The sequence below is a fragment of the Blautia difficilis genome (genome assembly GCF_014297245.1).
Lineage (GTDB): Bacteria > Bacillota > Clostridia > Lachnospirales > Lachnospiraceae > Blautia_A > Blautia_A difficilis.
On the sequence record NZ_JACOQG010000012.1, the window covers coordinates 35,980 to 62,840 of the forward strand.

A 26,861-nucleotide genomic window follows, 5' to 3' on the forward strand; every position below is an offset into this window, starting at 1 on the left:
CTATTTTCCAGATTCCTTTTCAATGGAAAACATACTCTTCACATACTGCTCCTGACGAAGATATTTTTTCAGCTGAGTCATTACCTCCTGGCTGTTATCCAGTCTGCGGGCAGAAAGCATCTGATTGATCAGCTGATATTTGCTCACCGGAATGCCCTCGACCTTATCCATAGTGATCACACGCTCCTGGGTCTGCCAGGTTTTTTCCCCCAGCTCAGCCTTAAAATAGTAATGCAGAGTTTCACCGTAAAACAGCGTAAAGGTCTTGGTAAAAATCCCCTCATACAGATTACGCAGGGGCTCCATCTGATATTTCAGTTCTCCGCCCAGCCCTGCATCCAGGGCATAATAGAGGGTCACCTTTCCGGCCGGATCTGTATGGTACTCTACAAAAGTTTTATCATCCAGCTGATAAGGGCTCAGCATGGATGCCGGAAGCCTTTTAAAAAATGCAAATTTCAGATTTTTCTTCATACATTTCTGCAAAATCTCTTTTTCCAGAGCCAGCTGATCCTGACTTGGATTCTTCTCTCTGGAAAGTGACTCAAAGAGAGCCAGACTGCAGATAAAATTCACCGGCCATTTCTGCCTGCAGGCAGTCTCCAGTTCATTGCGCACAAAAATACTCATAGGATATTCCCGCACAAACACGCCATAAGCAATCTGTGTCAGGTAGGCACCGATCAGATATTCTTTGCCTGCATGCTTTACATAATCCTCCAGGATCTTCTCCCCTTCTTTACGATAATCAGAAGTAAACATCAGAAGTCCCAGAAGCTTTTCTTCCAATTCATAGGTATCCATATCAAAACCATGAGCACTTTTCCACACTGACAGCAGCTCATCCAATGGTCCAAAGCGATAATCCATAAGATATTTCAGGATCACCTCATCATATTTTCCCATTCTGTATACATCTGAGGCCAGAGCCAGAAGCTCTTCATCCTCAGCCATCTCACATTTGGTAAGCATTCTGCTGGTAAGCCTCAGCAGACTTTCCGGACGGATTCCCTCATATCCGGATTCCTCGATCACAGACATGGCCTGGGAATAAAGTCCCCTGGATATCAGCACCTCCAGAAGCTGTATCCTGTCTGCTGCCGCATATTCCTGATAATCCAGCTTTTTCAGATATTCCTCCTGATCTCCTGCAGGGTTTTCCTCCCCATAATACTTCAGCAGACTTCTCCGGATTTCTGTCCGGTATCCTTCAGAAAATGCTTTCATCTTGGCAGCTTCCTGATATAATTCCAGATTATCCCTTCCTAACTCTGCATTCACACAGTAAGAAAGCATAACCCCCGGCTCTCTTATGCCCAGGGACAGAACCTTTTCCATAAGCTCCCGTTCATCAAAAAGCTTCTTAACATTGTAATCTACCGTTGCATAATAACGTCTCTGTTTTTCATCCTGGAAAAGGATCACTGCATCCTCTGTATAAATCCTTGGATATGCTACTCCCTGCACACAGGGATAAACTTCCTCCATAGAGAATTTATCATGACGTACGATCACCGTGCGGATTTTTTTATCATCACAGTACAACCTGCAGGTAAACATTTTCCCTGCAATCAGCTCTGCCTGTTCCCTGTTCTCCGGTTCTGTGAGAAATTCCTGATAAAGTACTGCGTAATTCTCATCCATCCGGCCCTCTGCTGCCTTTTTATCGGCAAATTCAGCCATACTCTCCCGATAGTCCCTATAGGTTTCCGGCTGTGCGTCCTTATTTCCCACAATACTTGCATAAATAAAAGCTTTTTTATCATCGCCCAGGGAATTATTATTATAGGTAAAATACATCAGAAGAGGCTTTGGCAGCTCTCTCTGATAGGAGGTATCCATTGTCTCCACATAATATTCATACAATCTGGTAAGCCTGAGCCCTCGCTCAACAGCCAGAGCAAACCAGCGGAAATAGATTCGTTCTCTCGGATTTCCCAACATAATATAACGGCAAATCGCTTCCAGGGTATCATCTGCCGGAAAAGCTTCATAACCTGCTGCCAGGGCACGGTACATGCTTGGACAGAAGTTTTTCTCATAACCGGTCAGATAAGCAAACCGCATTACAAGCTCCTCTGTAAGCATTTCTTCTTTTCCTGCCAGGAGAAAAACCTGAGTCCAGAAACTGCTCATTCTGTGTAACAAAGACATATCTTTACTGATATATTTCCAGGCTTCCAGATAGAGAAGTGGATTATGACAGCCCTTTTCAAATAATTCCTCCATCATAAACACAGCTCTGGATGGAGAATTCCTAAGCTCCTGGTCCACCTGAAGCAGAATCCAGAATAGCAGGAAACTGTCCTCTCTCTGCATGGAGAAATTGCGAAGTCTGCGCACTGCCTGCTCTATGTCTCTGTATAATCCGGTAAGGGTACAGAGATATAAGTAAGCGCCTGCCATTTCCAAATCCTCACGCAGGAAGGTCTGATCCTTAAATCTGCGCAGGATTTCCTTTGCCTGTTCTTCTTCTCCCTCCACATGGCAGAGATATGCCTCATACATCTGATATTTGGGATAATTACAGCCTTCTTCCTGAAGCTGGTTCAACAGAAAACGGCTGCTGCTGATCCAGGTGCCCTGCTCCATTTTTCCGCAGGAATATTCCATAAAATCTTTCATTAAAGACAAACACTGCTGCTTCTCATGAAGGCTGGTCTTCAGCTGTACCTTAGGACCGCCGGATGCTGTAATTCTGTAAACCAGCTCCTGATAAGGGCTTTTTACATGAATTTCCCCGTACTGCCGTCCCTTCTGTAAAGCTTCTTTGTGGATCACATACTCAACCTGATAATATCCACCGATAAAGTCCTCATCTGTGACCACATACTTCGGCACTTCCAGGAAATCTCCTCTTGCCTCAATGTCCAGTCTTAAATGTCCCCAACCATCCTTATGTACAGGAAAAGACTCTCTCACAGTCTCTGTAATTTCATAAAAACTGTTATGATCAAATTTTAATTCCATGTTTACCGGTTTCTTCCGTCCGGTTCCCACAAGAAACTCCTCAAGATTCTGATAAGTTACAGGCTGTCTGGAAAGACCTTTATAAAGAGCCAGTTCCTTTGTTCCTGCATTTTTCAGAAGTTTTGGAAATCCAGAATCTGTAAAAAGGCGATAGGCTTCTTTGAAATCCTCTTTTGCGATTTTTACAAAAGAATCCATATCCGTCACAGAACCTGCCACACTGTGCATCTCTTCCTTTTCAGCCTGGATCACAAAAGGAATTCTGTACTCTCCTACATTGGTGGTAAAGCACAGCCAGCCCTCATGTCTGTCACCCGGATTCATTCCTACACCATCTACCCCGTACTGCAGACGTATTGTAGTCCCTGTGAACTGATCTGTTCCCGGAACAACCCGCCTGTTGGAAGATGTAATATATCCACGGATCCTCTGGTTATCTTCTGTCCCGAAATACAATTCTCCCCTGTATACATCTCCGGCTTTCAGTGTCACTTCAATTTTCTCTTTTGAAAAAAGAAGGCCCGGCTGCTCATATCTGAATTTTCCACTTAAGAGTTCTTCTATCGTCTTTTTCAAGTTGTTCACCTATATTTCCCTGTTCATCATAATTTATCACTGTCAAATAACCTTATCTGTTTATTATACACCACAACCGCAACCTGTGCAATATTTGGCTTGACCGGATGTTTTTAACCTTGCGAACACCGTTACTGTAAACGGAGTGAACAGTAACGAATTTGTAATTTAGCAATTGACAAACCTATTTTTCAAGTTTATAATCAGTGGCAGAAAAGATAAGAAAGCTTAAAACGTTGAAGAGAAGAGTAAGCTGAGGAACGTTACAGAGAGAAATGCATTCCGGTGCAAGCATTTCATCGGGAAACAGCCGAAGACCACCTCTGAGTGACTTTAATACAGTCCGGTGATTCCGTTACCATCGAATGAAGTGGTTCTGAATTATTATTTTCAGTCATTCAGAACAACCGGGGTGGAACCGCGAGTAATAATATCTCGTCCCCTACAGTATTTAACCGTACTGTAGGGGATTTTTTTATTCTTTCTTTTCCCCCTTTGCAGTACAAAATACACTGAAAGATGATCCTTACATCCAAACAGGCAGCCGGACATCTGACAGCATACAAAGAATATATAATAAAGGAGATAATGACCATGATCGTAACATTAAAAGACGGATCAAAAAAAGAATACGCTGAAGCAAAATCAGTCATCGACATTGCTTACGACATCAGCGAAGGCCTTGCACGTGCAGCCTGTGCAGGTGAAGTAAACGGAGAAGTTGTAGACTTAAGAACAGTTCTCGACAGCGACTGCGAATTAAACATTCTGACAGCCAAAGACGAAAAAGGACTTGCAGTTCTCCGTCACACAGCATCCCATGTACTTGCCCAGGCAGTACAGACCTTATATCCGGATGCAAAGGTTGCTATCGGACCTTCTATTGACACAGGATTCTACTATGATTTCGACTGCCCTCCATTCTCCCGTGAAGACCTGGATGCAATCGAAAAAGAAATGAAAAAGATCATCAAAAAAGGTGCCAAGATCGAACGCTTCACAAAATCAAGAGAAGATGCCATCGCATACTTCCAGGAGAAAAATGAGCCATACAAGGTAGAACTTATCGAAGATCTTCCGGAAGGCTCCGAAATCTCTTTCTATTCCCAGGGTGACTGGACAGACCTCTGCGCAGGTCCTCACCTTATGAGCGTAAAAGGTGTAAAAGCATTCAAGCTTCTTTCCTCTTCCAGCGCTTACTGGAGAGGCAGCGAAAAGAACGCAATGCTCACACGTATCTACGGAACCGCTTATGCTTCCAAGGACGAACTGAAAGAACATCTGGAACAGATGGAAGAAGCAAAAAGACGTGACCACAACAAGCTTGGCCGTGAAATGAAAATTTTCACAACTGTAGACGTAATCGGACAGGGACTTCCGCTTATTATGCCAAACGGTGTGATCATAATGCAGGAGCTTCAACGCTGGATTGAAGACGAAGAGACAAAACGTGGCTATGTAAGAACAAAAACTCCGTTAATGGCAAAGAGCGACCTTTACAAGATTTCCGGACACTGGGATCATTACAAAGAGGGTATGTTCGTTCTCGGTGATGAGGAGACTGACAAGGAAGTATTTGCACTTCGTCCTATGACATGTCCGTTCCAGTATTATGTATACAAAGCAGAACAGCACAGCTACCGTGATCTGCCTCTTCGTTACGGCGAAACATCCACTCTGTTCCGTAATGAGGATTCCGGAGAAATGCACGGTCTGACACGTGTACGTCAGTTCACAATCTCCGAGGGACATCTGATCGTAAGACCTGACCAGATGGTAAAGGAATTCAAAGACTGTATCGCACTTGCACAGTACTGCCTACAGGTTCTCGGCGTGGAGGAAGACGTAACCTATCATCTTTCCAAATGGGATCCGAACAACAGAGAGAAATACATCGGTGATGCAGAAGTGTGGAATCAGACAGAAGCTCATATCCGCCAGATGCTTGAAGAACTGAATATTCCGTTTACAGAGGATGTTGGAGAGGCTGCTTTCTACGGACCTAAGGTTGATATCAACGCAAAGAACGTATACGGAAAAGAAGATACAATGATCACAATTCAGTGGGATGCTCTTCTTGCTGAACAGTTCGACATGTATTATATCGACGAAAACGGCGAAAAACAGCGTCCATACATCATCCATCGTACATCCATGGGATGCTATGAGAGAACACTGGCATGGCTCATTGAGAAATATGCAGGCATGTTCCCAACATGGCTCTGCCCGGAACAGGTTCGTGTAATCCCGATTTCCGAGAAATTCCACGACTATGCTGCCAAAGTTGAAGCTCAGTTAAAAGAAAACGGAATCCGCTGCTCTGTTGACCAGCGTTCCGAAAAGATGGGTTACAAAATCCGTGAAGCACGTCTTGCAAGAGTTCCATACATGCTCATTGTTGGTGCCAAAGAGGAAGAAGAAGGCAAGGTTTCTGTAAGAAGCCGTTATCTTGGCGATGAAGGAATGAAAGACCTTGGTGAATTCCTTGCATCCATCAAAGAAGAGATCAAAAATAAGACAATCCGCAAGATCGAGGTTCAGGAAGAAAATAAATAAATCCTGATAGACCATCCCTCTGACTGTCACATATTTCGAAAACCGTTTATGTGGTACTGTCAGAGGGATTTTTCATGATATTATCAGACAGGAGGTTATTGTCCATGCAGGATAACAAAAATTTTCTGGGCACAGAACCTGTTGGAAAGCTTCTTTTAAAGCTATCCATTCCAACAGTAATTGCCCAGCTTATCAACATGCTTTATAACATTGTAGACCGTATTTATATCGGCCACATCCCGGGGGAAGGCAGTCTGGCCCTTACCGGTGTGGGAGTCTGTATGCCCATCATCATGATCGTCTCCGCATTTGCGGCACTGGTCAGTTCCGGCGGTGCACCACGGGCTTCTATCTGTATGGGAAAACAGGATAATAAATCTGCTGAGAATATATTAGGCAACTGTTTTATTCTTCAGATTATTATCTCTGTTATCCTCACTGCCATTTTATTGATCTGGGGCAGAGATTTATTACTGGCTTTTGGCGCCAGTGAAAACACCATCAGTTATGCAACCGATTATATGCATATTTACGCTTTCGGTACCTTGTTCGTACAATTAACCCTTGGTATGAATGCATTCATCACTGCACAGGGATTTACCACATTTTCCATGGTTTCCGTCCTGATCGGTGCTGTCTGCAATATTGTTTTAGACCCTGTACTTATCTTTGTTTTTCATATGGGGGTACGCGGTGCTGCACTGGCAACAGTTATCTCACAGGCGATTTCCACACTCTGGGTAGTTTTATTCCTCTGTGGCAAAAAGACACTGCTTCACCTCAGGAAAAAACATCTCCATCTGGAGGCAAAGGTCGTTCTTCCCTGTATCGCACTGGGACTTGCTGCTTTTATCATGCAGTCAAGCGAAAGTATTGTAACTGTCTGCTTCAATTCATCCCTGCTTCGGTACGGCGGTGATATTGCGGTGGGAGCCATGACCATCCTGACCAGTGTTATGCAGTTTGCCATGCTTCCTCTTCAGGGCATTGCGCAGGGAGCACAGCCAATTTCCAGTTATAATTACGGTGCCAAAAATGCAGACAGAGTAAAGAAAACGTTCCGTTTGCTTCTGATCACCTGTCTGTCATATTCTGTACTTCTCTGGGCTGCTGTACAGCTTGTTCCCAGAGTATTTGTAAGCATTTTTACTGCTGATACAGATCTTATTGGATTTACTGCACCAATGCTGAAAATCTACCTGGGTGGTCTGTTCCTCTTCGGTATCCAGATTGCCTGCCAGATGACCTTTACCTCACTTGGAAAGGCTGTAAACTCTATTATTGTTGCTGTTGTCCGTAAATTTGTACTGCTGATCCCGCTAATCTATATTATGCCTCATATGGTACCTGATCCAACAACAGGCGTATATATGGCAGAACCCATTGCAGATATTACTGCAGTGATCTTTACCTCTGTTTTATTTACATTTCAGTTTAAAAAAGCACTGGCAGAAATCCGGAATTAAAAAATATTAAATACTGTACAAATCCATAATAAGGGGTGAACATTACAAAACGTTCACCCCTTAAATCATGCATTTCTATAGTCAAACGGATATTCACAATCCGCTTCGCTACTTGATTGATTAAAACAGGTCATTAATCACTTCCTGTACTGTCTGTAAATGCTCTGCTTTCCATGCTTTTGCACCACAGAAAAGAAGTCCCTCATCTACATTCCCTTTTACTGCATTGATCAGTCCGTCAGTAATACAGTAAGGAATTTCTTTTGGGCTGCATTTTACGAGACATCCATGACAGGGACTGTGTGGAATCTGTTCGCCGTTCATGACACGGGTCATGAATTTGTTCATAATGGCACGACCTGGCATTCCTACCGGGCTTTTTACAATGGCAATGTCGGATTCTTTTGCTTTTAAATGAGCTTCTTTGTAGCGGATGTCTGCGTCACATTCTTCCGTTGTGATAAAGCGGGTAGCTACCTGAATGCCATCAGCACCCAGATTATCCACTTTTTGGACATCCTCTCTGTTATAGATACCACCAGCTACGATCACCGGAATTTCTGTCTCATATTTCTCTGCGTAGCTTTTTACTGTTGTGATGATTTTCTTTATTTCTTCGCCGTAGGATTCTTCGGTATATTTCTCCAGTTCTTCTTTATGGAAGCCAAGGTGTCCGCCTGCCTGAGGACCTTCGATCACTACCAGATCTGCAGTTCTTTTGTATTTTCTGTCCCAGTATTTCAGGATTACTTTTGCGGATTTGTCTGTAGATACGATGGGAGCGATCTTTGTCAGACTTCCTTTTACCAGTTCCGGAAGCTCTGTGGGAAGTCCCGCACCGGAAATAATGATGTCTGCTCCGGCTTTTACTGCAGCCTTTACGTGAGATGCATATTCTTTCAGTGCAACCATAATATTGTATCCTATAATTCCGTCTTCGGAAATCTCACGGGCTTTTTTCATTTCACCGGCAATGGCACGTTCGTTGGCTGCTGCCGGATTTCTGTCAAAGTCTTCTTCCCTGTAGCCGATCTGTGCAGTGGAAATAATACCAACTCCTCCTGCTTTCGCAACAGAACCTGCAAGTCTGCCAAGACTGATTCCAACTCCCATTCCCCCCTGGATTAACGGAACTCTTGTGATTTTATCTCCTATTTTGAAATTCTTCATTGTGATTCTTCTCCTGTTATTTTGTTTGTATTTTAAATATTTTGATATTCAAAGTATATCATAATATTTGTTCTTGTCAAGAGAAACCATTTTATATAGTTTTTAATACTATATAAACGTTACTGTTCACTCCGTTCACAGTAACGTATAAACTTATAGATTTTGACAAAAAATCCGCGGATATGATCACTTTATGTAATCATATCCGCGGATTTATTTATTTTCATTAAATTTTCCTCATTATATTATCTTCCAACTGTTTCTCATCGGGCTGTGCAATAAAATCGAATGGTATCTATCACTTTCTCCATTTGAAGGGGTTTTGAAAAATGTTCGTTCATTCCTGCAGCTTTGCTCTGTGCAATATCATCCAGAAAGGCATTGGCTGTCATAGCAAAGATAGGGATAGATTTCGCATCCTCTCGATCCATTTTTCTGATTCTACGGGTAGCTTCCAACCCTCCCATTTGTGGCATCATCAGATCCATCAAGATCACATCAAAGTATCCGGGCTCTGAATTCTCAAAGATTTCTACAGCTTCCCGTCCATTCCATGCCTTTGTCACTTTCATTTTTTCTTCTTTCAGCAGAAACTCAGCAATTTCCATATTCAGTTCATTATCTTCCACCAACAGAATCTGAACTCCTTCCACTGAACAGTTCTGATACATATGAGATTTCTTTTCCTGTTCCTCTGCTGAAATTTCAAAAGAAATATGAAGAATAAATTTAGTTCCCTTTCCCTGTATACTCTCAAAGGAAAGGGTTCCACCCTGCAGCTCTATCAGCTTTCTGGCAATGGCAAGTCCCAGACCGGTACCTGCATAATTTGTTCTGGCTGACTGCCCTTCCTGGGCAAAAGGCTCAAATGCCTTTTTCTGAAATTCCTCACTCATGCCGATCCCGGTATCCGTACAGGTCAGTTCATATTCCGCAGTGGTATCCGTATAGGAAACCTCACGACAGGTAACTGTCACAGAACCACCATCATAATTATATTTTACTGCATTGCTGCCGATATTCATCAATATCTGCTGGAAATGCACCGGACTTCCTATCAGCTGTGTATGGATGATTTCTCCATCTTCTACATAATAATTAATGCCGGATTCATTTGCCTGCATCCTGGTGATTTCATTCGTGTTATGCAAAAGTTCCAGCAGATTAAAGTGCTTTCTCTCCAGCTGTATATTGCCGGATTCCAGCTTATTCATATCCAGCACATCATTGACAAGGTTTAAAAGATAACCGGAAGCAGTCCTGATTTTGGTACGTGCTTCCTGCTGAAGCTCCAGATCATCGGGATAACGGTCTGCAATATCCACACATCCCTGAATCCCGTTGATCGGTGTGCGGATATCATGACTCATTCTCCTAAGGAAATCTGTCTTTGCCAGATTGGCTTTCTCAGCCTCCTGGGCAGTTCTTCTCAGTTCTTCCCGGCTCTCCAGCTCAGATATTTTCTGGTCATTAATATCTCTCGTCACATAGAGAACATTGGTCACTTCCCCTGCTTCGTTTCGAAGCTTCACAATAAATCTGGCCTGATGCCAGACTCCGGTTATGGCTCTGTATTCTGTGGAAACCTCCTCTCTGTTCTTCAGACGTTCTGCCAGCGTGGAAACATCCAGAAATTCTCTCATTCTCTCCTGAAATTCGGGCGCTATGAATTTCTCTCTGGCTTTTGTAAACTGAACAGAAATCTTTCCATTTCTACCGGTCGGACGGTGCACGGATTCCTGGCTGGAAATCTCCTCATAGGTATCATGGATCAGATCCACCCGGTAGATGATCCGGTACATTTTGCTGATTGCAGAGATGATCTCATTATTCATTTTCAGATCAGCCATAGTCTCTTCCATCTGCTGCTTCTTTTTCATATCCTCCTGCACAATATCATCAATATAGCGAAATCCCATAATGATCTTATAATCATCTCTGTTACCTGTCTCCAGACGTATTACCTGTAATTCAAAATACTCATGCCCGGCATGGTTTTTCACTGACTGATAACGATATGCAAAACGTTTATGATTCCGCAGATACTCTATGAGAGCGTGACGTTCCATCTTCTGGAGGAAATCCGGTGCTGATTCCCGGATTACATAATGATCATAATAATATCTGATTCTGGATGTATAACTGGATTTCAGCTCCGTCATCCCATCAATCTCTGCCCAATTAGAATGTGTGCTCTGTTTGATCATTTCCAGAGTATCATTTGCCAAATCACATAAATAAAATGAGGTATAATCTACGCAGAGAGCTTCCAGGATATGCTTCTCCTTCTGAAGTTCCTCCAGATTACTCTCCAGTGTTTTCTGTTTTTCCTCAAGCATCCTGAACATACGCAGATTATTCAGTGTACTGGCAAGATGTCCGCCTGCATTGGAAAGAAGCGATATGGAAACACCTGGATTAACCAGCTCCGGATTATCCAGACCGATAAAACCGCTCAACTGCGTATTTGCAAACAGAGGTAAAACCAGCAGAGAATGAATGTCCTGAACCTTCAGGATATCATATTCCGAAGGCATAGTTTCGCGTATTTTCTCCAGATCATGAATAATAATGGTTTCTCCACAGAGGAATTTCTCATGCCACACCGGCATACTGCCGGCAGGAATACGAATCAGATTGTCAATCTGAGGGATGATCCCTTCTCTGCACCATTCGAAGGTATTGCTGTAATAATCCTGTTTTTCAGACATCAGTTCAAAAATATATACTCTGTCTGCATCTGTATATTCACCAGTGTATTGAAGCAATGCAGGAATACAATCCTTCACTTCTTTCTCATCCGACGCCTGATTGATGTCTGATATCAGAGACAGAATCTGATTCAGCAGTTCCAGCTTTTTGTTAAATTGTCTGTAGTTAATCTCATGTTCTTCACTCTTATTATCATTTGCCTTAAACTTTTTCATATAATCTCCCAACACTTATATAGAAAGTACCACCGCGTTAATGCCTGAAAACAAAAAAAGAACAGCCGATACATATGTTCGAACTGTTCTCCTACTTCTGAAGTCCATACAGCATTGACATTACTGTTTCCTGCTCATTTGTACTCATACCGTTCCGTATCCGTAAAACTTCCTTTTAAGCCATTAGAGGAAGTATATTTGTAAATAAAATTTAAAGATACTTTCGTTTCTGCAAAAGTCATTTTCGCTTATATCACTTTCATAATATCACAGACAGTAACTTCATTGCAACTTCAATTCAAAATGATTTCTATTTGTTTTTATAAATCCTTCTTTCTGTAACTTTGATATCTCCGTAGACATTGCCGCACGGTCAATGCACAGATAATCTGCCAACTGCTGCCGGTCAAAAGGAATATCAAAGGATAACGACGAATGTCTGATAGACTCTGCCGACAGATAGGACAATAGTTTATCCCTTGTCGTTCGCTTGCCCACATGTGTAATCTTGTCGTTTAGGATCAATATCTTATTTGCCAGGACACTGACCAGGTTGCGGATCAGCTTCTGATGGTGTTCGCATGCAGTCGGGCAGGAAATCAAAAGCCTTTGGACATTTAGCAGAATAATCTCACAATCCGTATCTGCCACCACGCTGACATTCAGAACAGCTCCCGGGCTTGCTGCATATGGCTCACCAAAGAAATCACCGGTATGACATTTTGACAGAATATTCCGATGCCCCCAAAGGTCTTCCTGAATAACAAGAACACAGCCTGACACTACAAGCCCCATCACTTCAGTAGAATCTCCTGCTCTGAAAATATAAGAATCTCGTTTTTTGGAAACTGTTGTTGCTTTTACACAATGCAGTATAGATAATATCTCATTATCAGTAAGGCCTTTAAAGAATGGACTGTTTTTTAGAATAGGTAAATATTTTTTCAAAATCATTCCTCCTTGTTGGAAATCAAACATACAAGTTGTATTTATTATACTATAATGCTGACAGAAACAAAAGGTAAATCTATTGGCGGAGGATAAAAATTCCGTTTCAATGATCTTGAGCTGGGAGAAATCGGTGGTCTGCCACGACTGATGGATATGGGCCAGTGTAATGATGCTTATGGTGCGATCCAGGTTGCTGTGGCACTTGCGGATGCATTTGGATGTTCTGTAAATGAGCTTCCGCTTTCCTTCGTTCTCTCCTGGTATGAACAGAAAGCAGTCTGTATCCTGCTGACACTTTTACACTTAGGTATCAAGAACATCCGTCTTGGTCCTTCTCTTCCGGCGTTCCTGTCTCCTAATATTCTGAACTATCTGGTGGAAAATTATGGCATTGCACCTATCACCACACCGGATGAAGATATCAAAGCACTAATGAACCAGTAAAATAAATTTTTCAAAATCTTCGCAAATTAACAAAGCCGATACAGGATTCCAAAGTCCCGCATCGGCTTTATTTATGGGTCTGAAGACTCAGATCAGCCGACAACAATTTTAAACATGTGCAACGATATTCTGATGGAGTTAAATGATAACGTTTTTTAAACAATCTGCAAAAATAATCAACGTTATGAAATCCACTTTCATAGGCAATTGTTTTTACTTTTTTATTCGTATTTTTCAATAACCAGGAAGCTGCCTGAAGTCGATATCCTATCAGATAATTAACCGGTGTAGTATGTAAAAACCGGTGGAACAAATTAAGTGCAGTACTTTTGCTGATTCCTATATGCGAGGCAATTTCATCCAGAGACAAATTGCGATTATAGTTTTCATGTATATATTGCATGATTAACTGTACTCTTTTCTGTGCAACTTCATCAACTGTCTGTACATCTCCTTTATCAGATAACTTTACATTTTCATAAAAAGTCAGCCATAAATCCTGCATCAATGATAAAGTAGCAAGTTCTCTTATTTTCTCATTCTCCTGTATTTCCATTATTTTTATCATAGTTTGTATAATCTTTGTCTGCCATAATTCATCAGTCCGAAAACACTGAAAATATATATTCGATGAAATGATTGGCAAGATATATTTCTTATAGATCAGGCTGTTCTCCGGTGCAATAAATTCCGGCATACATACAAAGTTAGGAATGATACCACCTGATGATGCGTAAAAGCGGTGCAATATTTTAGAATTAATAAAAATTGCCTCTCCTTCTGACAATATAATCTGTTGTTCTCCTATTCCGCATGTAACTTGTCCAGACTCCACATATAAAAACTCAAATTCTCTGTGCCAGTGCCACTCAATACAATGAAAATCAAACAATTCCAGATTATCATAATAATACTGGAATGGATAATCACTGCTTCCATGCTGTTTAGTTTCCATGAACTCCTCGTCTGTAAGTATCTTATTATATGTTTTATTATAATCCATCTTCATATCACATTCTTTCTTTTTTACGATATTATACAGTATTTCTGCAATTTAATTCAATGTATATATCAAATATTTGCTATATAATCAAGTAAAAAAAAAGAAAAGAGGTATACTTATGATTTTTAAATGTAGGAATTCTATAAAAAAAACAGACTACCATAGGACAAAAATCGCCTGTTATATGGGCTTTATCACACAGGCTATTGCGGCAAACTTCGCACCGCTTCTTTTTTTGAAATTTCACAGTGACTACCATATTTCTCTCGGTAACATTGCTCTGATATCCACTTTCTTCTTTTTCACACAGCTTCTGGTTGACCTGTTCTGTGCCAAATTCGTAGATCATATCGGATATCGTGTGTGCATTGTTGCATCAGAAATATTTGCTGCACTTGGCCTGCTTGGGCTGGCATTTTTACCTGATTTTTTACCTGATCCTTTTATTGGAATTATATGTAGTGTTATTGTTTATGCCATCGGAAGCGGTTTAATAGAAGTACTTTGCAGCCCTATTATCGAGGCCTGTCCCTTTGAAAACAAAGAAGCAACTATGAGTCTGCTCCATTCCTTTTACTGTTGGGGAGCAGTTGGGACAATTTTGATTTCCAGCTTATTTTTCCTGATATTTGGAATAGACAACTGGAAATGGCTGGCCGTAATATGGGCAATCATTCCTGCAGTTAATACTTATAACTTCATGACCTGTCCCATTGAACCTCTGGTTGACAACGGTTCTGGAATGGGCATTAAGAATCTGTTTTCCAGACCATTTTTCTGGGTTGCAATATGTCTGATGATCTGTTCCGGAGCTTCTGAACTTGCAATGGCTCAATGGGCTTCTGCTTATGCAGAAGCCGCACTGGGATTGTCAAAAGCCCTGGGCGATTTAGCAGGTCCATGTATGTTTGCAGTAACAATGGGAATCAGCCGTATAATTTTTGGGAAATATGGAGAACAGTTAGATTTAATGAAGTTTATGAGTGGTTCAGGCATATTATGCGTTGTCTGTTATCTACTTGCCGCTTTGTCATCCAGCCCGATTATCGGACTTATCGGTTGTATTGCATGTGGATTTTCAGTTGGAATCATGTGGCCTGGAACAATCAGTATTTCCTCAAAAACTTTTCCAACAGGTGGAACGGCTATGTTTTCTCTTCTTGCCATGGCAGGAGATTTAGGTGGCAGCATTGGACCTGGAATTGTTGGTCGTATCACCCAGAATGCCGGAAATAATATTAGGATTGGCATGGGATTCGGACTTATTTTTCCGGTAATTCTATTGTTTATGTTATTCCTGCTGTATCGAAAAAAATCCACACAGCCCCAAATATCAAATCATTGATGAACCAATAAAAATACCTCCAAAGTAACAGATTTTTATATTTAATCTGTCTGCTTTAGAGGTATCATATCATGCTATTTGCAAAGCATTGAAATCCGGAAGTTGATTAATAACCCCAATTGATTATTTCCCAACTCTTTTTATCTGCCGTTTTCACTAAATACCATTGCCAGTTGGCGTATGTATCATTAGGATTGAACCCACCATCTCCACCTTTTTCGTCTGTATCAAAGATTGATAATACCACAATAAGTTCTTGGTTATTCTCTTTGTGATACTTCTCAATTTCTTCTGCAAATCTGTTTTCAACATCCTCGTCATAGCGAAGTTCAGCAAGTGTGCAACCTTTAAAATCTTTTGCAAATTTTTTCTCTATGACATCAAACGCTTCATTAATTGAATTTTCACCATAGAGTGCAGAGTAACCAACAACACGATTAACATTTGATACATTTCCTCTATTTCCAGTTAATACAAGGACTGTTGCCACACCTGAAATTACTAATACAGCACATATCACACTTATGCTTTTCTTCTTCATACAATCACATCCCTTTGTCAAATCCCGAGTTGTATTATCACTTATCTTTATCTTTTTTTGAAAAAATAAGACTGCCAGATATACCAAAAGATATACCCAAGCATATTCCGATTCCAATTCCCGCCATGCTGTTTAATGAGTTTATAAAAACAACACTCCAGAGCATCGCTGCTATGATTCCAATGATGATACCTATAACCGTCCTTTTGCTTTTCATAAGCTTATCCTCCAACACCACATATCATTGCCCCATAACAAGGAAATCTATTGTACATTATTTTTTAAGTTCATAAAAAAAATTGCTATTTTATCCAACTTTGCTTCATTATATTCTGCAAAATCCAAATAATATTTTGGAATACTTACAGCCTGAATTTCTTTTTTATATAACCATTGTCTTGTTTTGGCTTCCGGAGCAAAAATAACTGCTTGATGTTCACTGGAAAAAATCTCATTATAAGTACATGCTGAATGGTCTAAAACACACTTCCAATCCATATTCTCATCCTGAAAATATCGATTTAGTTGATTCAAAAATTTCTTTGCTTTTTGCATATAAATCACATTCATAATTGGATTATAATGTTCTCCCTCTATTACAGGAATTTCCCATACTAAACAACACGTTTTCATTTATAGATCCCCCTTTACCAAATGCATGACTCCTCAATTTCCTAGTCAATAAAACTTGAAGTTAACTGATACTATCATAAAATCTTTGCAACACGATTGCCAACTCTTCCGGAGCTTCTATGTTTGCTTCATGACCTGTTTTCATAAGTTCATGGAAGTAGGAATTGTTCAAATAATGGCAAAGTTCTTTTGAAGTTTTTTTGTTTGCATTGTCCTTCTCTCCACAAACGATTAATACCGGACAAGCTACCTTATGCAGCGAGTCACTGAAATCTAATTCAGCCATCGTACCACATAGGTTAATAACATTTGCTTTTTTGAAGCCCATTTTATTGAATGCCGACTTTGGCATAAGATGAAATAACATATTCTGAACTTTCAATAATTTTTTGGGCATTTTATATTGTGCTGCAATTAATACAAGTGCCTTTACTTTATCTGGGTGGTCTATCGCATAATTAAGTGCCAAAACAGCTCCTAGAGAAAGCCCACATAAGACAATTTCTTTGTTCTCCTTGTCGCATTCTGATGAGAATGCTGAATATAATTCCCTATATGTAGCAGATTTCCCTTCTAACATCTCTGATAAACTCAAACTGCAACTGCTTTTCGATACTTTCGTTTCTTTTATTACTCTATTCCAACTGTCTGGTTTTTGCCCTAGTCCATGCAAATATAAATACTTCATATATTGTCACTCCTTCAAATTCCGATTGAGATTTCACCTGTTTTAAGAGATTTAATAACTGTTATATTTTGTTATTAAATTCTCTGCAATCCCTTGAAAACACTGGATTTGTCGCAGGTGAGCTTTCCCTTATTGTTTCCCTTGTGTTATATCTTCCCACCAGTGTTTACGAACTCTGATAAGGGCAAATACAAGGGCACAAGATGTCCGGTGGACATCTGCTCTGTGCCGACCGAAGCGGCAGCGGAGACCAAGAAAATCCTATAAAACAGTATAACACAAAATAAAAGTGACATGATGAACTGATTGAAATGCTTCTTAATTTTTACAATTAATGATTGATTGAATAATAAGGAGATGGAATACGATGAGAACAATATTTGCAGAATACAATCCACAATGCAACAGTATTGATGTTTATACCAGTGCCGGTGACTAACCGCCGTTCTCTCAGTGGACGGCCCCCAATTGGTGAACTGTCCACTTTTTTTAATAATATTCTCGCTCTTCCCACCAGTCTTTCACTTAACATCGGATTCCAATATAAATCACATTCTCAGGCAATAACAGTACAATAAGATTTATCGGATATTTCAACAGACGCTTATAACAATCCACTGTATATTTTTAAATCTTCATCCTTAAACACATTAAAGATTACCTTTTTTATTCTGCTGTCTTTGTTAAGATACTGTTTTACAGTGTTCGTTGCAATCTCGGCAGCTCGTTGCTGTGGAAAACGGAATACACCTGTAGACAAACAACAGAATGCAATAGATTCCACACCAGTATCAGCTGCAAGCTTTAGGCACTCTGTGTAGCAGCTTGCCAACAGGTCTTCATCTTCTTTTGTGACTTTCCATTGTATAATAGGTCCTACCGTATGAAGAATATATTTTGTCGGAAGATTGTATCCCGATGTTATCTTTGCTTTGCCGGTCTCTTCTTCATGCCCCTGCTTTGCCATAATTTCATGCATTTTCAGACGAAGTTCCATTCCAGCATAAGTATGAATAAAGTTATCAATACAGGCATGCATCGGTGAAAAACAACCAAGCATCTGTGAGTTACACGCATTCACGATCGCATCACATTTCAAAGTGGTAATATCTCCCTGCCAGATATATAATCTCGAATCGGATTTTACAGGTGCAAGCGTGTCAACATCTGTGATTCCACGCTCTATATTTCTTTCTGTAAGATACTCATCCTGTATTTTCAAAAAATCATTATTGATTGGTCTTGGCGGTCTGACATTCATAAGTGAGCGGAGCAGATTTTCCTGCCCCTGCTTATCCGTAGGAATGTTCTGTCTGCCAAACGGTATTTCTTCTTTTAAAAGATACTGAATCAGATATTCTCTTCGCTCATCCTGTGTCATAATACCAGCCCCCTTATATCAGTAATTGCCTTTGCCATATCACCGCCAATACCGATTGCACGTTCCCCGAAGCTTTCCGGAACTACCGCTTCATCTATATTTAGGCGTATCAAACTATAAGACGAGTTCTCCCTCACCATCTTTTCAAAAGGGAAACGTATAATAATCGGCGTATTAAATCCAACTCCAAGTTCCAAAAGAACAACCTTTTTATCTTTATTCTGTTCCAGAAAACCCGCATACCTGTCGGCTGCCTCATGCCACGCTTCATCTTCCACAAAATAATTATCACAACGGAGATTCATAGCCATATTGCCGCCACACACCGGACATTTTGGTACAAGTTCTGATGGAATCAGGCAGTCTCTTCTTGCTTTATCCATTTTACGAAACAGGTCTTTTGCATCGTAAGTCTTTGGATGACAGGCTTTCTGGCACTGGATTTTCCCATAATCTCCCTGTGTTGCAAATATTCTTTTTTCATCGAATCCCGCTTTATAAAACTGATGATCCACATTGGTTGTAAGTACAAAATATTCTTTGTTCTTTACAATATCATAAAGCTCTGTATAAAGCGGCAATGCCGGAGGATCAAAGCGGTTCATCAATGCATGTTTTGACCAGTATCCCCACTTTGCCTCCTCAGACGGATATGGATAAAATCCGGCTGCATACATATCTGTCATGTAGTACTCGCCGTATTTTTTATAAATTCTGCAAAATTGTCTGTAAACCTTTTACCACCATATTGGATTCCCGCAGCTGTCGATGCCCCGGCTCCTGCCCCAATTATAACACAGTCTGTATTTCTTATATTCTTTGCAGCCCTGTCAATCTGGTCTTCATATGCATCTTTTTGGAATACATAATCCCTTGCCGGAGTACTACATAAAAAGTTTCTCCAGTCAGCATGCCCTTTTCTGATTTTCTTAAAAATCATAATGAACCTCTTTTCTCAATACACTGCTTCGGACAAATTTCTGCACACCTTCTTCATCATAGTACATCATATCTATGATTCTTGTCTGAGGATGTCCATCTGAACCTATCGTTGCAACTGTTGTTGAATGAATTTCATCCACCAGAAGTTTAAGATAATCCATTTTTGTCATTTCAAAGTCTCTCCTTTCAGTATCGGTGTAAGTTTTTTATATATCATCATGGCAATTGCTCCAATCACCAAGCCTTTTAAGATATTAAACGGCAATGCATTGAATAGCACAACGTCCAGCCTGGTCTTAATAAATGGCAGAAATTCGCCAAATGATGCAATCAGCTGATCCAGCGGCATAAATGCTTCAAACAGTGGAAGTAGTATAAAATAATTTACAATCGCTGCTGCTATTCCCATAACTACACTTGAAATAACACATGCCCACATCGCCATTTTCCTAGTCTTTTTGTATTTGTATATAAAACCGGCAGCCAGTACATAGGATGCCCCCATCAGGAAATTGGCAAGTTCACCAATTCCTCCTGTTGATGTTGACAGAAGCTGTAATATATTTTTTATCAATTCTATCATCACTCCTGTAACCGGTCCAAACGCAAACGCCCCAATCAGTGCAGGTAAATCTGACAGATCCATTCGTGCAAATGATGGACTCAAAGGAACCGGAAACTCTAAAAATGCCAACACATATGATATAGCTGCCAGTAGAGCTGTCATTGTTATCGTCCTTGTAGAAACTAAATTTTTTCTTGTTTTAATAGTTGCTGTATTGTTACTCATAAATCTCCTTTTTGTGAGATATGCCTGAATTTAAAACAGCCCGCAGGACGGATTCCCTGCGGGACTTGTTTTATCATATCTTCTCTCATCCGGACTTTACCGTCGGTTATGGAATTGCACCATATCAGCTTTTGCTCGCAGACTATACTGCCGGTCAGGAATTACACCTTGCCCCGAAGACTGTAATTTTTTCTGTTAATTATCTTTAAAATTCATAAGGTGGATTTCCAGAGAAATCTGCGATTAAACCATGCGGATTTTCAAGATAGAATACCTCAAAAATAGGATTATCTGCTGTCTGGTACTGTCCCTTAACGATAGGATTGTTCATGCATCCTTCCTTTACACTCTTGTTGTCCTCAAATACTGCTTTGCCATGAAGGCGAATCCATGCGTATTCAGGGGAAGATACTGATACTTCTACTTCAGGATTTGCTAACATATCCTTGTAAACATCCTTTGTGTTGTTAGTACAGAACCAAAGCTTTCCATCCTGCTCAAAACAGAACATGAATGGACGGCATTTTGCCTTTCCATCTCTTCCGACGGTTGCTAAATACTGAACCGGGTTTTTCTGTAAAAATTCTACTACTTTCTGCATTTTAAATTACCTCCTTGATATGCTGTAACAATGATTGTTACATCTTGTAGCTATACAATATCATCCGTTTAATGTAATGTCAATAGTTACATCAAACTTTTTGTAACTTTTTTTGTTACAACTCCTTTTGAAGATTTTACATTGATTATGAAAAACGAAAAGGCTCCGGAAATTGTGATGATATAATCACTCATCCGAAGCCTTCTGTAGGCTACTCTTTCTCTGTATACACTGCAATATCTTTTTTCACATCAGCAAGTGTCATTTCTGAAAGTTTTTCCTCCATTGCCTTCTGTACTTCTAACAGTCTCTTATCAAGAACATGGTGAATATTCTTTCCTACCGGACATTTCTGATTGGGATTCTCATGAAAATGAAACAGTTCTTCATCTGGTGCACATTCCACTGCTTTATACACATCAAGGAATGTAATCTGCTCCAATGGTCTGGTAATTGTCACACCGCCTGTCCCTCTTGCAACTTCAATAAGACCAGCAGCCTTTAATTGTTGCAATATTTTACGAACAATCACCGGATTAGTTCCAATGCTTGCTGCCATAAAATCACTAGTCATCTTCTGATCCGAAAATGTATCTATACAGGCAAACATATGGATTGCCATTGTAAATCTGCTTGAAATCTGCATTATAAACACCTCTCTTTGACAGTAATCATATCAAAAAACAGATGTAATTTCAATGGTTACATTGTTGTTGAAAACTTAATATAAATACAATCAATAGTCTGCTTTAGAAAAAACAGAAAGATACTTTACAAAATCTTCCTGTTTTCTTTTTGTTTTAGTAATATCCTCGTTCCTCCCGCCAGTCTTTCACATAACATCGGATTCCGATATAGACCACGTGCACAAGAATTAACAGTAGAATAAGGTTCATCGGAATGATTGATTTTATCCATTTTCCGAAGTAGATTGCAATAGCTGTACTCATTATCGCCATCATGATACAGATGATATCCCAGCAATATTTCCGGTAGATTTTCCCCACCTGATAACCAATCCAGACTATAAGTCGCCCCTCCTCATCGTTACAAATAGTAACAAAGAAAAAAAACAATTTTATGGTCTATCGACATCTCGCCAAATGGAATTTACCTAACGCAGCGATGCCCCGAACGCCCTTAGTTCTTCTCTCTTTTTCTCGCTCTTGTTTTCAGACCCATGTGCTGTAAACACACCCATGTTTTCAAGTCCAAGATAATCCAGAAAGTCTCCTTTGAACGAGAAAAGAGCACCCTCATACATATTAGCATCTCCGGAGCTAAGTATCATGGCAACTTTTTTCAAATTCTTCGGTCCTCTCGGATATGCCGCAGAATAAAATCTGTCGATTACACATTTTAGCTGACCGGATATGCCGTGATAATAAATGGGCGATGCAATAACAAGCATTTCTGCTTCTTTCAAAAGATTATATACTTCCCTGTGGATGTGGACTTCCATTTAATACTAATATCTTCATTTCCATCACCTTATCTTTTTATTCTTCAATCTTAGTACCAGTCATGCTTCTCATTTTTTTCCAAAGCCTCAATCTGCTCCATCTCTTCGTCAGTTAATTCAAAATCATACAACTGCGTGTTCTCCATGATGTGATCAGGATTGCTTGAACCCGGAATTACAATTCTGGTGTCACTACTTCCAGCCTCCCAATTTCTATTTTATCTGATTGCAAATATCCGCAATAATCTGAACCGGTGTCATACCAACCTCTTTCAGTAATTCATTTGGGTCATATCGGTCATAAAATTTCTTATCAAGTCCGTAATTTTTCACTTTCATATCAGAACTACCATAGAAGGAAGCTATTTTCTCGCCAAAACCGCCGCTTAAAATACCGTCTTCCATGGTTATTACCATCTGATGTCTTTCGGAAAGACTTTCCAGTAATTCTTTGTCAATACCAGAAGCAAAACGAGGATTGATCAATGTCGGCGTAAAGCCAAGTTCTGCTTTTATTTTTGCACTGAGCTGTTCACCACGCTGATAAAAATCACCAAGTGCCAGAATTGCAACCTTTTCACCAGCTTCTTCCACTTTAAAATGATTCAGTCTGTTAAAATCCTTATCTGCTTCACGATAGGTTACCTGATTTCCGGGGATGAGAATCATAACCGGATGTTCCTTCTGATCAACTGACCAATCTAGCATAGCAAGGTATTCATCTTTTGAGGTAGGTGCAAGCACTACCAGATTCGGAACATTCGTGTAAGCCGCCAGTCCAAAAATTCCAAGATGCGTAACATCTGTCAAACTGTCAAAAGAATTGTAGTTTAAGAGAATCGTAACAGAACTATTGTTAATACATACATCATGAGAAATCTGGTCATACGCTCTTTGAATAAAGGTTGTGTTAGTAACCACAAGCGGTTTCGCACCGTTTTTTGCTGCACCAGATGCCATGGCAACCGCCTGTTCCTCCGCAATCCCTACATCCACATACTGCAATCCAAGCTCCTTTCGCTGCTCCTTATTTAAGCCTGCACTGCCCGGCATAGCAGGAGTAATCACAAGAAACTCAGAATCACTTTTTGCTTTTTGCATAATATACTCAGCAGTGATAGATGTATAATCTTCTCCATCTCCAAAAGAAATTGTAGGTTTGCCTGTTTCACGGTCAAATGGCATACACCAATGCCATCCCTCTTTGTCTTTTTCAGCAATTTCATATCCCTTTCCTTTTTGTGTATGGATATGGACTACGATTGGATGATCCGTATCTTTCACCTTGCGGAATAAGGAAATCAGTGATGCTATGTCATTGCCGTTTTCCTCATATATATAATCTAATCCAAACGCTTTGAAGAGATTATTGGAAGCAGTTCCGCCTGTCTCTCTTAATTCGGCAAGATTTTTATACATTCCGCCATGTACTTCGGCAATCGACTGCTCATTATCATTTACTATAATAATTAGATTGGAGTTAATCTCTGATCCGGCTACATTCAATCCCTCTAGTGCTTCACCGCCTGAGAGGGAGCCATCACCAATAATTGCAATAATATTTTCTTTATCTCCTTTTATATCTCTCGCTTTAACCAGACCCGTAGCCAAAGAAACTGAAGTCGAAGTGTGACCTACATTGAAGAAGTCATGTTCACTTTCTTCCGGATTTGTATAACCGGAATCCTCTGAAAAGTGCTCATCGGAAATATATCCATTCTTTCTTCCGGTCAGAATCTTATGAGGATAGCTCTGATGAGATACGTCAAATACAAACTTATCCTTAGGCGAAGAGAAAACATAATGCATGGCAATCTCTGCCTCCACCATACCGAAATTTGGACCAAAGTGACCGCCGATTTTAGTCAACCGGTTAAACAATGCTTCTCTGATTTCCGAAGCAAGTTCCTCCAGCTGCTCCATAGACAATTTTTTTACATCTTCCGGTCCGTTAATTGTTTGAATAATTTTATAATCTGTCATTTACATTCTCCTTATTTTCATTAGATTTCTTTAACGAGTAGATCAAATAATCCAGGCAATCTATATTTTCCTGATAATTATGTGTCTGTTCCATTAAATGTTTTCTATACACACACAACTGTGATAACAGCGCTTCTACATTGTTTTCTTGTGCCAGTTTCATGCAACGCTGGATTGTTTTCTGATTACAGCCTGCGTCCACAAGATTCTGATAAATTCTTCCATATTTGTCATTTGCTTCTGCCATCTGTCTGCACCTCCTGCTTTAATTATACATTCTTCAAACGATATATCTAATACTTATAATTCATATCACGATATTCTTGACAGGAATATCATTTGAGTATAGGATAATAAAAAAGGTTGGAGGTTGTACTATGGAAATTCGTGTACTTCGCTATTTTCTTGAAATTGCACGTGAAGGAAATATGTCAAGAGCTGCTGAAAGACTTCATGTTACACAGCCAACGCTCTCTAAGCAGATGAAGGATCTGGAACAAGAGCTTGGCAAAAAATTATTTAAGCGTGGCAGCACCAGCGTCAGTCTTACTGATGAGGGTATGCTTCTACGAAAAAGAGCAGAAGATTTACTGGCCTTGGCTGACAAAATCACAAACGAATTTCAGGCAATGGATGATATCACAGGCGGTGATATTTATATTGGCTGTGCAGAATCTTATCTTGTAAAGTATCTTGCCCGTGCTGTAAAAAAGTTAAGCAGCATTTATCCCAATATTCATTATCATGTTACCAGCGGTGATACCGAACAGGTAACGGAACGATTAGACCGTGGTCTTCTGGATATGGCATTTATTGTAGAACCGCCAGATTTATCAAAATACAATTATCTTGAAGTTCCTGAATACGATACATGGGGTGTTCTAATGAGAAAGGATAATCCATTAGCCACAAAAGAGGCTATTATCTTTGATGACTTATTGGATATTCCTATTTTTTGTTCGGAACAGTCTGCTAAAATGGATTTACCCCGTTGGTGTTCCGATAACCTTGACCGACTTAATATATTAGCGACATTTAATCTCTGCAATAACGGTGCCGTTTTTGTCCGTGAAGGGCTGGGGGTTGAGCTTACCTTTGACAAGTTAGTAGAAACAAATGCAGAAAGTGATTTATGCTTCCGTCCGATTACACCGCCCCTCCATACAAAAATGTATGTTATATGGAAAAAATATCAAATATTCACTCCTGTTGCTAATCTGTTACTGGAAGAAATAAAAAAGATCATCGTTTTACCATAATCGTGAAACGATGACCTTTTTGTGATTTGAACACAGCAAGACAAACTTCGATTTAGATTTCACCTGTTTTAAACGATTTAATAACTGTTATATTTTATTATCAAATTCTCCGTAAGTCCTTGAAACACTGGATTTATCGCAGGTGAGCTTTCCCTTATTGTTTCCCTTGTGTTATATCGTCCCACCAGCGTCCTCACTTTCTGAGATTGTCGGTCTTTTCATAATTTTGATCACATTCGGATGATTCTGTTCCTTTATAAAGCTACTTTGTTACACAATACTCATAAACCATTCCACCGTTTCTGGTGAATAATGAGAAAAGAACAAACTCTTTCCAGTATCAAGCACTTCCATCTGCTTCATTTCCTCATCTGTCAGCACAAAATCAAATACATTGAAATTCTCCTGCATTCGTTCTTCGTGCGTTGATTTTGGAATCACAACAACGCCATTCTGAAGCAAGAAACGAAGTGCCACCTGAGCTACACTCTTTCCATATTTTGCTCCGATTTCTTTCAGTACCGGAGTATTGAAAAAATCATTTTTTCCTTCTGCAAACGGTCCCCAGCTCATAATCTGTGTATTATGTTTTGCAAGATATTCACGAGCCACTTTCTGCTGCTGGAACACATGTGTTTCCACCTGATTTACCGCAGGAACAACTTCTGCGAAATGTGCAATATCGATATAACGATCCGGATAGAAGTTTGAAACGCCGATTGCACGTGCCTTGCCTGCTTTATAGGCTTCCTCCATTGCACGGTATGTTCCGTAATAATCGCCAAATGGCTGATGAATCAAAAGCAGATCCACATAGTCTGTTTTCAATTTCTTCAAGGATTCCTCAATCGAAGCCTTTGCTTTTTCATATCCTGCATTGCTGATCCAGATCTTTGTGGTAATGAAAAGTTCCTCTCTTGGCAGACCGCATTTTACAATTGCCTGACCTACGCCTTCTTCATTGCCATATGCCTGAGCAGTATCAATGCTACGATATCCGTTTTTAATTGCAGTAAGCACGCAGCTCTCTGTTTCTTCCGTGGGAGTCTGATAAACGCCATAGCCAAGCTGTGGCATTTTCACACCATTATTTAATGTAATATAATCCATCGTTTCGTCCTCCTTTTGTATTCATTTTATGAAATATGATATTTCTTGTTTTCTGTTTACACT

At 40.1% G+C, this 26,861-nt stretch carries 23 protein-coding genes, 4 pseudogenes, 1 riboswitch and 1 other annotated feature; of the genes and pseudogenes, 6 read left to right on the top strand and 21 right to left on the bottom strand.

Annotated features, from left to right (window positions below; genetic code table 11):
- Nucleotides 1–3,555, bottom strand: a complete 3,555-nt coding sequence (locus H8Z82_RS09110; protein ID WP_330607890.1) for a DUF5717 family protein — start codon at nt 3,553–3,555, stop codon at nt 1–3.
- Between the two features lie 218 nt (nt 3,556–3,773).
- Nucleotides 3,774–3,992: a binding site (T-box leader), on the top strand.
- A gap of 148 nt (nt 3,993–4,140) precedes the next feature.
- On the opposite strand from H8Z82_RS09110, the gene thrS reads away from it, so the two are divergent.
- Nucleotides 4,141–6,102 (top strand): threonine--tRNA ligase, encoded by a 1,962-nt coding sequence (gene thrS, locus H8Z82_RS09115; RefSeq protein ID WP_186994939.1) that lies wholly within the window; start codon nt 4,141–4,143, stop codon nt 6,100–6,102.
- A gap of 104 nt (nt 6,103–6,206) precedes the next feature.
- Nucleotides 6,207–7,568, top strand: a complete 1,362-nt coding sequence (locus tag H8Z82_RS09120) for an MATE family efflux transporter (RefSeq protein WP_186994940.1) — start codon at nt 6,207–6,209, stop codon at nt 7,566–7,568.
- A 120-nt stretch (nt 7,569–7,688) separates the two neighbouring features.
- Here the strand turns inward: H8Z82_RS09120 and H8Z82_RS09125 are convergent, their stop codons facing one another.
- From H8Z82_RS09125 to H8Z82_RS09135, 3 genes are all read right to left on the bottom strand, one after another.
- Entirely contained in the window at nt 7,689–8,738 is a 1,050-nt protein-coding gene (locus H8Z82_RS09125; RefSeq protein ID WP_186994941.1) for an NAD(P)H-dependent flavin oxidoreductase, read from the bottom strand.
- Between the two features lie 263 nt (nt 8,739–9,001).
- Complete coding sequence (locus tag H8Z82_RS09130; RefSeq protein ID WP_186994942.1) at nt 9,002–11,665, bottom strand: GAF domain-containing hybrid sensor histidine kinase/response regulator; 2,664 nt, start codon at nt 11,663–11,665, stop codon at nt 9,002–9,004.
- Between the two features lie 282 nt (nt 11,666–11,947).
- Nucleotides 11,948–12,613 (bottom strand): Crp/Fnr family transcriptional regulator, encoded by a 666-nt coding sequence (locus H8Z82_RS09135; RefSeq protein WP_186994943.1) that lies wholly within the window; start codon nt 12,611–12,613, stop codon nt 11,948–11,950.
- Nucleotides 12,614–12,709: 96 nt separating this feature from the next.
- On the opposite strand from H8Z82_RS09135, the pseudogene H8Z82_RS09140 reads away from it, so the two are divergent.
- Nucleotides 12,710–13,060, top strand: a pseudogene (locus H8Z82_RS09140) (hydroxylamine reductase); the annotation flags it as partial.
- Nucleotides 13,061–13,127: 67 nt separating this feature from the next.
- Here the strand turns inward: H8Z82_RS09140 and H8Z82_RS09145 are convergent.
- Nucleotides 13,128–14,069 (bottom strand): AraC family transcriptional regulator, encoded by a 942-nt coding sequence (locus tag H8Z82_RS09145; protein WP_330607894.1) that lies wholly within the window; start codon nt 14,067–14,069, stop codon nt 13,128–13,130.
- 178 nt (nt 14,070–14,247) lie between these two features.
- Between H8Z82_RS09145 and H8Z82_RS09150 the strand changes: the two genes are divergently transcribed.
- Nucleotides 14,248–15,408, top strand: a complete 1,161-nt coding sequence (locus H8Z82_RS09150; protein WP_186994966.1) for an MFS transporter — start codon at nt 14,248–14,250, stop codon at nt 15,406–15,408.
- Between the two features lie 106 nt (nt 15,409–15,514).
- Here the strand turns inward: H8Z82_RS09150 and H8Z82_RS09155 are convergent, their stop codons facing one another.
- From H8Z82_RS09155 to H8Z82_RS09170, 4 genes are all read right to left on the bottom strand, one after another.
- Nucleotides 15,515–15,949 (bottom strand): hypothetical protein, encoded by a 435-nt coding sequence (locus H8Z82_RS09155; protein WP_019162386.1) that lies wholly within the window; start codon nt 15,947–15,949, stop codon nt 15,515–15,517.
- Nucleotides 15,950–15,986: 37 nt separating this feature from the next.
- The gene (locus tag H8Z82_RS09160; protein ID WP_019162387.1) at nt 15,987–16,166 is read right to left on the bottom strand and encodes a hypothetical protein; all 180 of its coding nucleotides are present in this window, start codon (nt 16,164–16,166) and stop codon (nt 15,987–15,989) included.
- A 47-nt stretch (nt 16,167–16,213) separates the two neighbouring features.
- A complete protein-coding gene (locus H8Z82_RS09165; protein WP_019162388.1) occupies nt 16,214–16,582 on the bottom strand; it encodes a hypothetical protein in 369 nt (122 codons plus the stop codon).
- Between the two features lie 61 nt (nt 16,583–16,643).
- Complete coding sequence (locus H8Z82_RS09170; protein WP_019162389.1) at nt 16,644–17,270, bottom strand: alpha/beta fold hydrolase; 627 nt, start codon at nt 17,268–17,270, stop codon at nt 16,644–16,646.
- Nucleotides 17,271–17,637: 367 nt separating this feature from the next.
- On the opposite strand from H8Z82_RS09170, the pseudogene H8Z82_RS17130 reads away from it, so the two are divergent.
- A pseudogene (locus H8Z82_RS17130) lies at nt 17,638–17,703 on the top strand (DUF6061 family protein); the annotation flags it as partial.
- Between the two features lie 171 nt (nt 17,704–17,874).
- On the opposite strand, the gene H8Z82_RS09175 reads toward H8Z82_RS17130, so the two are convergent.
- The 11 genes and pseudogenes from H8Z82_RS09175 to H8Z82_RS09220 form a co-directional block, all read right to left on the bottom strand.
- A complete protein-coding gene (locus H8Z82_RS09175) occupies nt 17,875–18,651 on the bottom strand; it encodes a protein-ADP-ribose hydrolase (protein ID WP_019162390.1) in 777 nt (258 codons plus the stop codon).
- Nucleotides 18,648–19,591: pseudogene (locus H8Z82_RS09180) on the bottom strand (Sir2 silent information regulator family NAD-dependent deacetylase). Before H8Z82_RS09180 ends, H8Z82_RS09175 begins: the two are co-directional and overlap by 4 nt.
- On the bottom strand, nt 19,581–19,763 hold the full coding sequence (locus tag H8Z82_RS09185) for a hypothetical protein (RefSeq protein ID WP_243176433.1): 183 nt from the start codon (nt 19,761–19,763) through the stop codon (nt 19,581–19,583). Before H8Z82_RS09185 ends, H8Z82_RS09180 begins: the two are co-directional and overlap by 11 nt.
- Nucleotides 19,760–20,383, bottom strand: coding sequence for an ECF transporter S component (locus tag H8Z82_RS09190; protein ID WP_019162393.1), 624 nt, complete (start codon nt 20,381–20,383; stop codon nt 19,760–19,762). The genes H8Z82_RS09185 and H8Z82_RS09190 overlap by 4 nt, the downstream gene beginning before the upstream one ends.
- Before the next feature lie 73 nt (nt 20,384–20,456).
- Nucleotides 20,457–20,568, bottom strand: a riboswitch (FMN riboswitch).
- A gap of 20 nt (nt 20,569–20,588) precedes the next feature.
- Nucleotides 20,589–20,984 carry a pyridoxamine 5'-phosphate oxidase family protein gene (locus H8Z82_RS09195; protein ID WP_004844992.1) on the bottom strand — a complete coding sequence of 132 codons (396 nt, stop codon included), beginning with the start codon at nt 20,982–20,984 and terminating at the stop codon, nt 20,589–20,591.
- Between the two features lie 211 nt (nt 20,985–21,195).
- The gene (locus H8Z82_RS09200) at nt 21,196–21,630 is read right to left on the bottom strand and encodes an Rrf2 family transcriptional regulator (protein WP_019162394.1); all 435 of its coding nucleotides are present in this window, start codon (nt 21,628–21,630) and stop codon (nt 21,196–21,198) included.
- Nucleotides 21,631–21,784: 154 nt separating this feature from the next.
- Nucleotides 21,785–22,060: a DUF6040 family protein gene (locus H8Z82_RS17330; protein WP_243176434.1), complete on the bottom strand. Its 276-nt coding sequence runs from the start codon at nt 22,058–22,060 to the stop codon at nt 21,785–21,787.
- Between the two features lie 38 nt (nt 22,061–22,098).
- Entirely contained in the window at nt 22,099–22,446 is a 348-nt protein-coding gene (locus H8Z82_RS09205) for a flavodoxin family protein (protein WP_243176435.1), read from the bottom strand.
- 50 nt (nt 22,447–22,496) lie between these two features.
- Nucleotides 22,497–22,631, bottom strand: a pseudogene (locus tag H8Z82_RS09210) (aldo/keto reductase); the annotation flags it as partial.
- A gap of 28 nt (nt 22,632–22,659) precedes the next feature.
- Entirely contained in the window at nt 22,660–24,429 is a 1,770-nt protein-coding gene (locus H8Z82_RS09215; protein ID WP_186994944.1) for a 1-deoxy-D-xylulose-5-phosphate synthase, read from the bottom strand.
- Nucleotides 24,416–24,676 (bottom strand): hypothetical protein, encoded by a 261-nt coding sequence (locus H8Z82_RS09220; protein WP_019162399.1) that lies wholly within the window; start codon nt 24,674–24,676, stop codon nt 24,416–24,418. The genes H8Z82_RS09215 and H8Z82_RS09220 overlap by 14 nt, the downstream gene beginning before the upstream one ends.
- Before the next feature lie 130 nt (nt 24,677–24,806).
- Here H8Z82_RS09220 and H8Z82_RS09225 point away from each other — a divergent pair, with 130 nt between their 5' ends.
- The gene (locus H8Z82_RS09225; protein ID WP_118516157.1) at nt 24,807–25,688 is read left to right on the top strand and encodes a LysR family transcriptional regulator; all 882 of its coding nucleotides are present in this window, start codon (nt 24,807–24,809) and stop codon (nt 25,686–25,688) included.
- A 270-nt stretch (nt 25,689–25,958) separates the two neighbouring features.
- On the opposite strand, the gene H8Z82_RS09230 is transcribed toward H8Z82_RS09225, so the two are convergent.
- Nucleotides 25,959–26,798: an aldo/keto reductase gene (locus tag H8Z82_RS09230; RefSeq protein WP_186994945.1), complete on the bottom strand. Its 840-nt coding sequence runs from the start codon at nt 26,796–26,798 to the stop codon at nt 25,959–25,961.
- Nucleotides 26,799–26,861 lie beyond the last annotated feature (63 nt).

Coding starts and splice junctions, on each gene's coding strand:
- H8Z82_RS09205 (WP_243176435.1), bottom strand. CDS start 22,446: ATGGAAGTCCACATCCACAGGGAAGTATATAATCTTTTGAAAGAAGCA.
- thrS (WP_186994939.1), top strand. CDS start 4,141: ATGATCGTAACATTAAAAGACGGATCAAAAAAAGAATACGCTGAAGCA.
- H8Z82_RS09120 (WP_186994940.1), top strand. CDS start 6,207: ATGCAGGATAACAAAAATTTTCTGGGCACAGAACCTGTTGGAAAGCTT.
- H8Z82_RS09125 (WP_186994941.1), bottom strand. CDS start 8,738: ATGAAGAATTTCAAAATAGGAGATAAAATCACAAGAGTTCCGTTAATC.
- H8Z82_RS09130 (WP_186994942.1), bottom strand. CDS start 11,665: ATGAAAAAGTTTAAGGCAAATGATAATAAGAGTGAAGAACATGAGATT.
- H8Z82_RS09230 (WP_186994945.1), bottom strand. CDS start 26,798: ATGGATTATATTACATTAAATAATGGTGTGAAAATGCCACAGCTTGGC.
- H8Z82_RS09170 (WP_019162389.1), bottom strand. CDS start 17,270: ATGAAGTATTTATATTTGCATGGACTAGGGCAAAAACCAGACAGTTGG.
- H8Z82_RS09145 (WP_330607894.1), bottom strand. CDS start 14,069: ATGAAGATGGATTATAATAAAACATATAATAAGATACTTACAGACGAG.
- H8Z82_RS09225 (WP_118516157.1), top strand. CDS start 24,807: ATGGAAATTCGTGTACTTCGCTATTTTCTTGAAATTGCACGTGAAGGA.
- H8Z82_RS09165 (WP_019162388.1), bottom strand. CDS start 16,582: ATGAAAACGTGTTGTTTAGTATGGGAAATTCCTGTAATAGAGGGAGAA.
- H8Z82_RS09190 (WP_019162393.1), bottom strand. CDS start 20,383: ATGAGTAACAATACAGCAACTATTAAAACAAGAAAAAATTTAGTTTCT.
- H8Z82_RS09150 (WP_186994966.1), top strand. CDS start 14,248: ATGGGCTTTATCACACAGGCTATTGCGGCAAACTTCGCACCGCTTCTT.
- H8Z82_RS09215 (WP_186994944.1), bottom strand. CDS start 24,429: ATGACAGATTATAAAATTATTCAAACAATTAACGGACCGGAAGATGTA.
- H8Z82_RS09155 (WP_019162386.1), bottom strand. CDS start 15,949: ATGAAGAAGAAAAGCATAAGTGTGATATGTGCTGTATTAGTAATTTCA.
- H8Z82_RS09185 (WP_243176433.1), bottom strand. CDS start 19,763: ATGACAAAAATGGATTATCTTAAACTTCTGGTGGATGAAATTCATTCA.
- H8Z82_RS09220 (WP_019162399.1), bottom strand. CDS start 24,676: ATGGCAGAAGCAAATGACAAATATGGAAGAATTTATCAGAATCTTGTG.
- H8Z82_RS09175 (WP_019162390.1), bottom strand. CDS start 18,651: ATGACACAGGATGAGCGAAGAGAATATCTGATTCAGTATCTTTTAAAA.
- H8Z82_RS09200 (WP_019162394.1), bottom strand. CDS start 21,630: ATGCAGATTTCAAGCAGATTTACAATGGCAATCCATATGTTTGCCTGT.
- H8Z82_RS09195 (WP_004844992.1), bottom strand. CDS start 20,984: ATGCAGAAAGTAGTAGAATTTTTACAGAAAAACCCGGTTCAGTATTTA.
- H8Z82_RS09160 (WP_019162387.1), bottom strand. CDS start 16,166: ATGAAAAGCAAAAGGACGGTTATAGGTATCATCATTGGAATCATAGCA.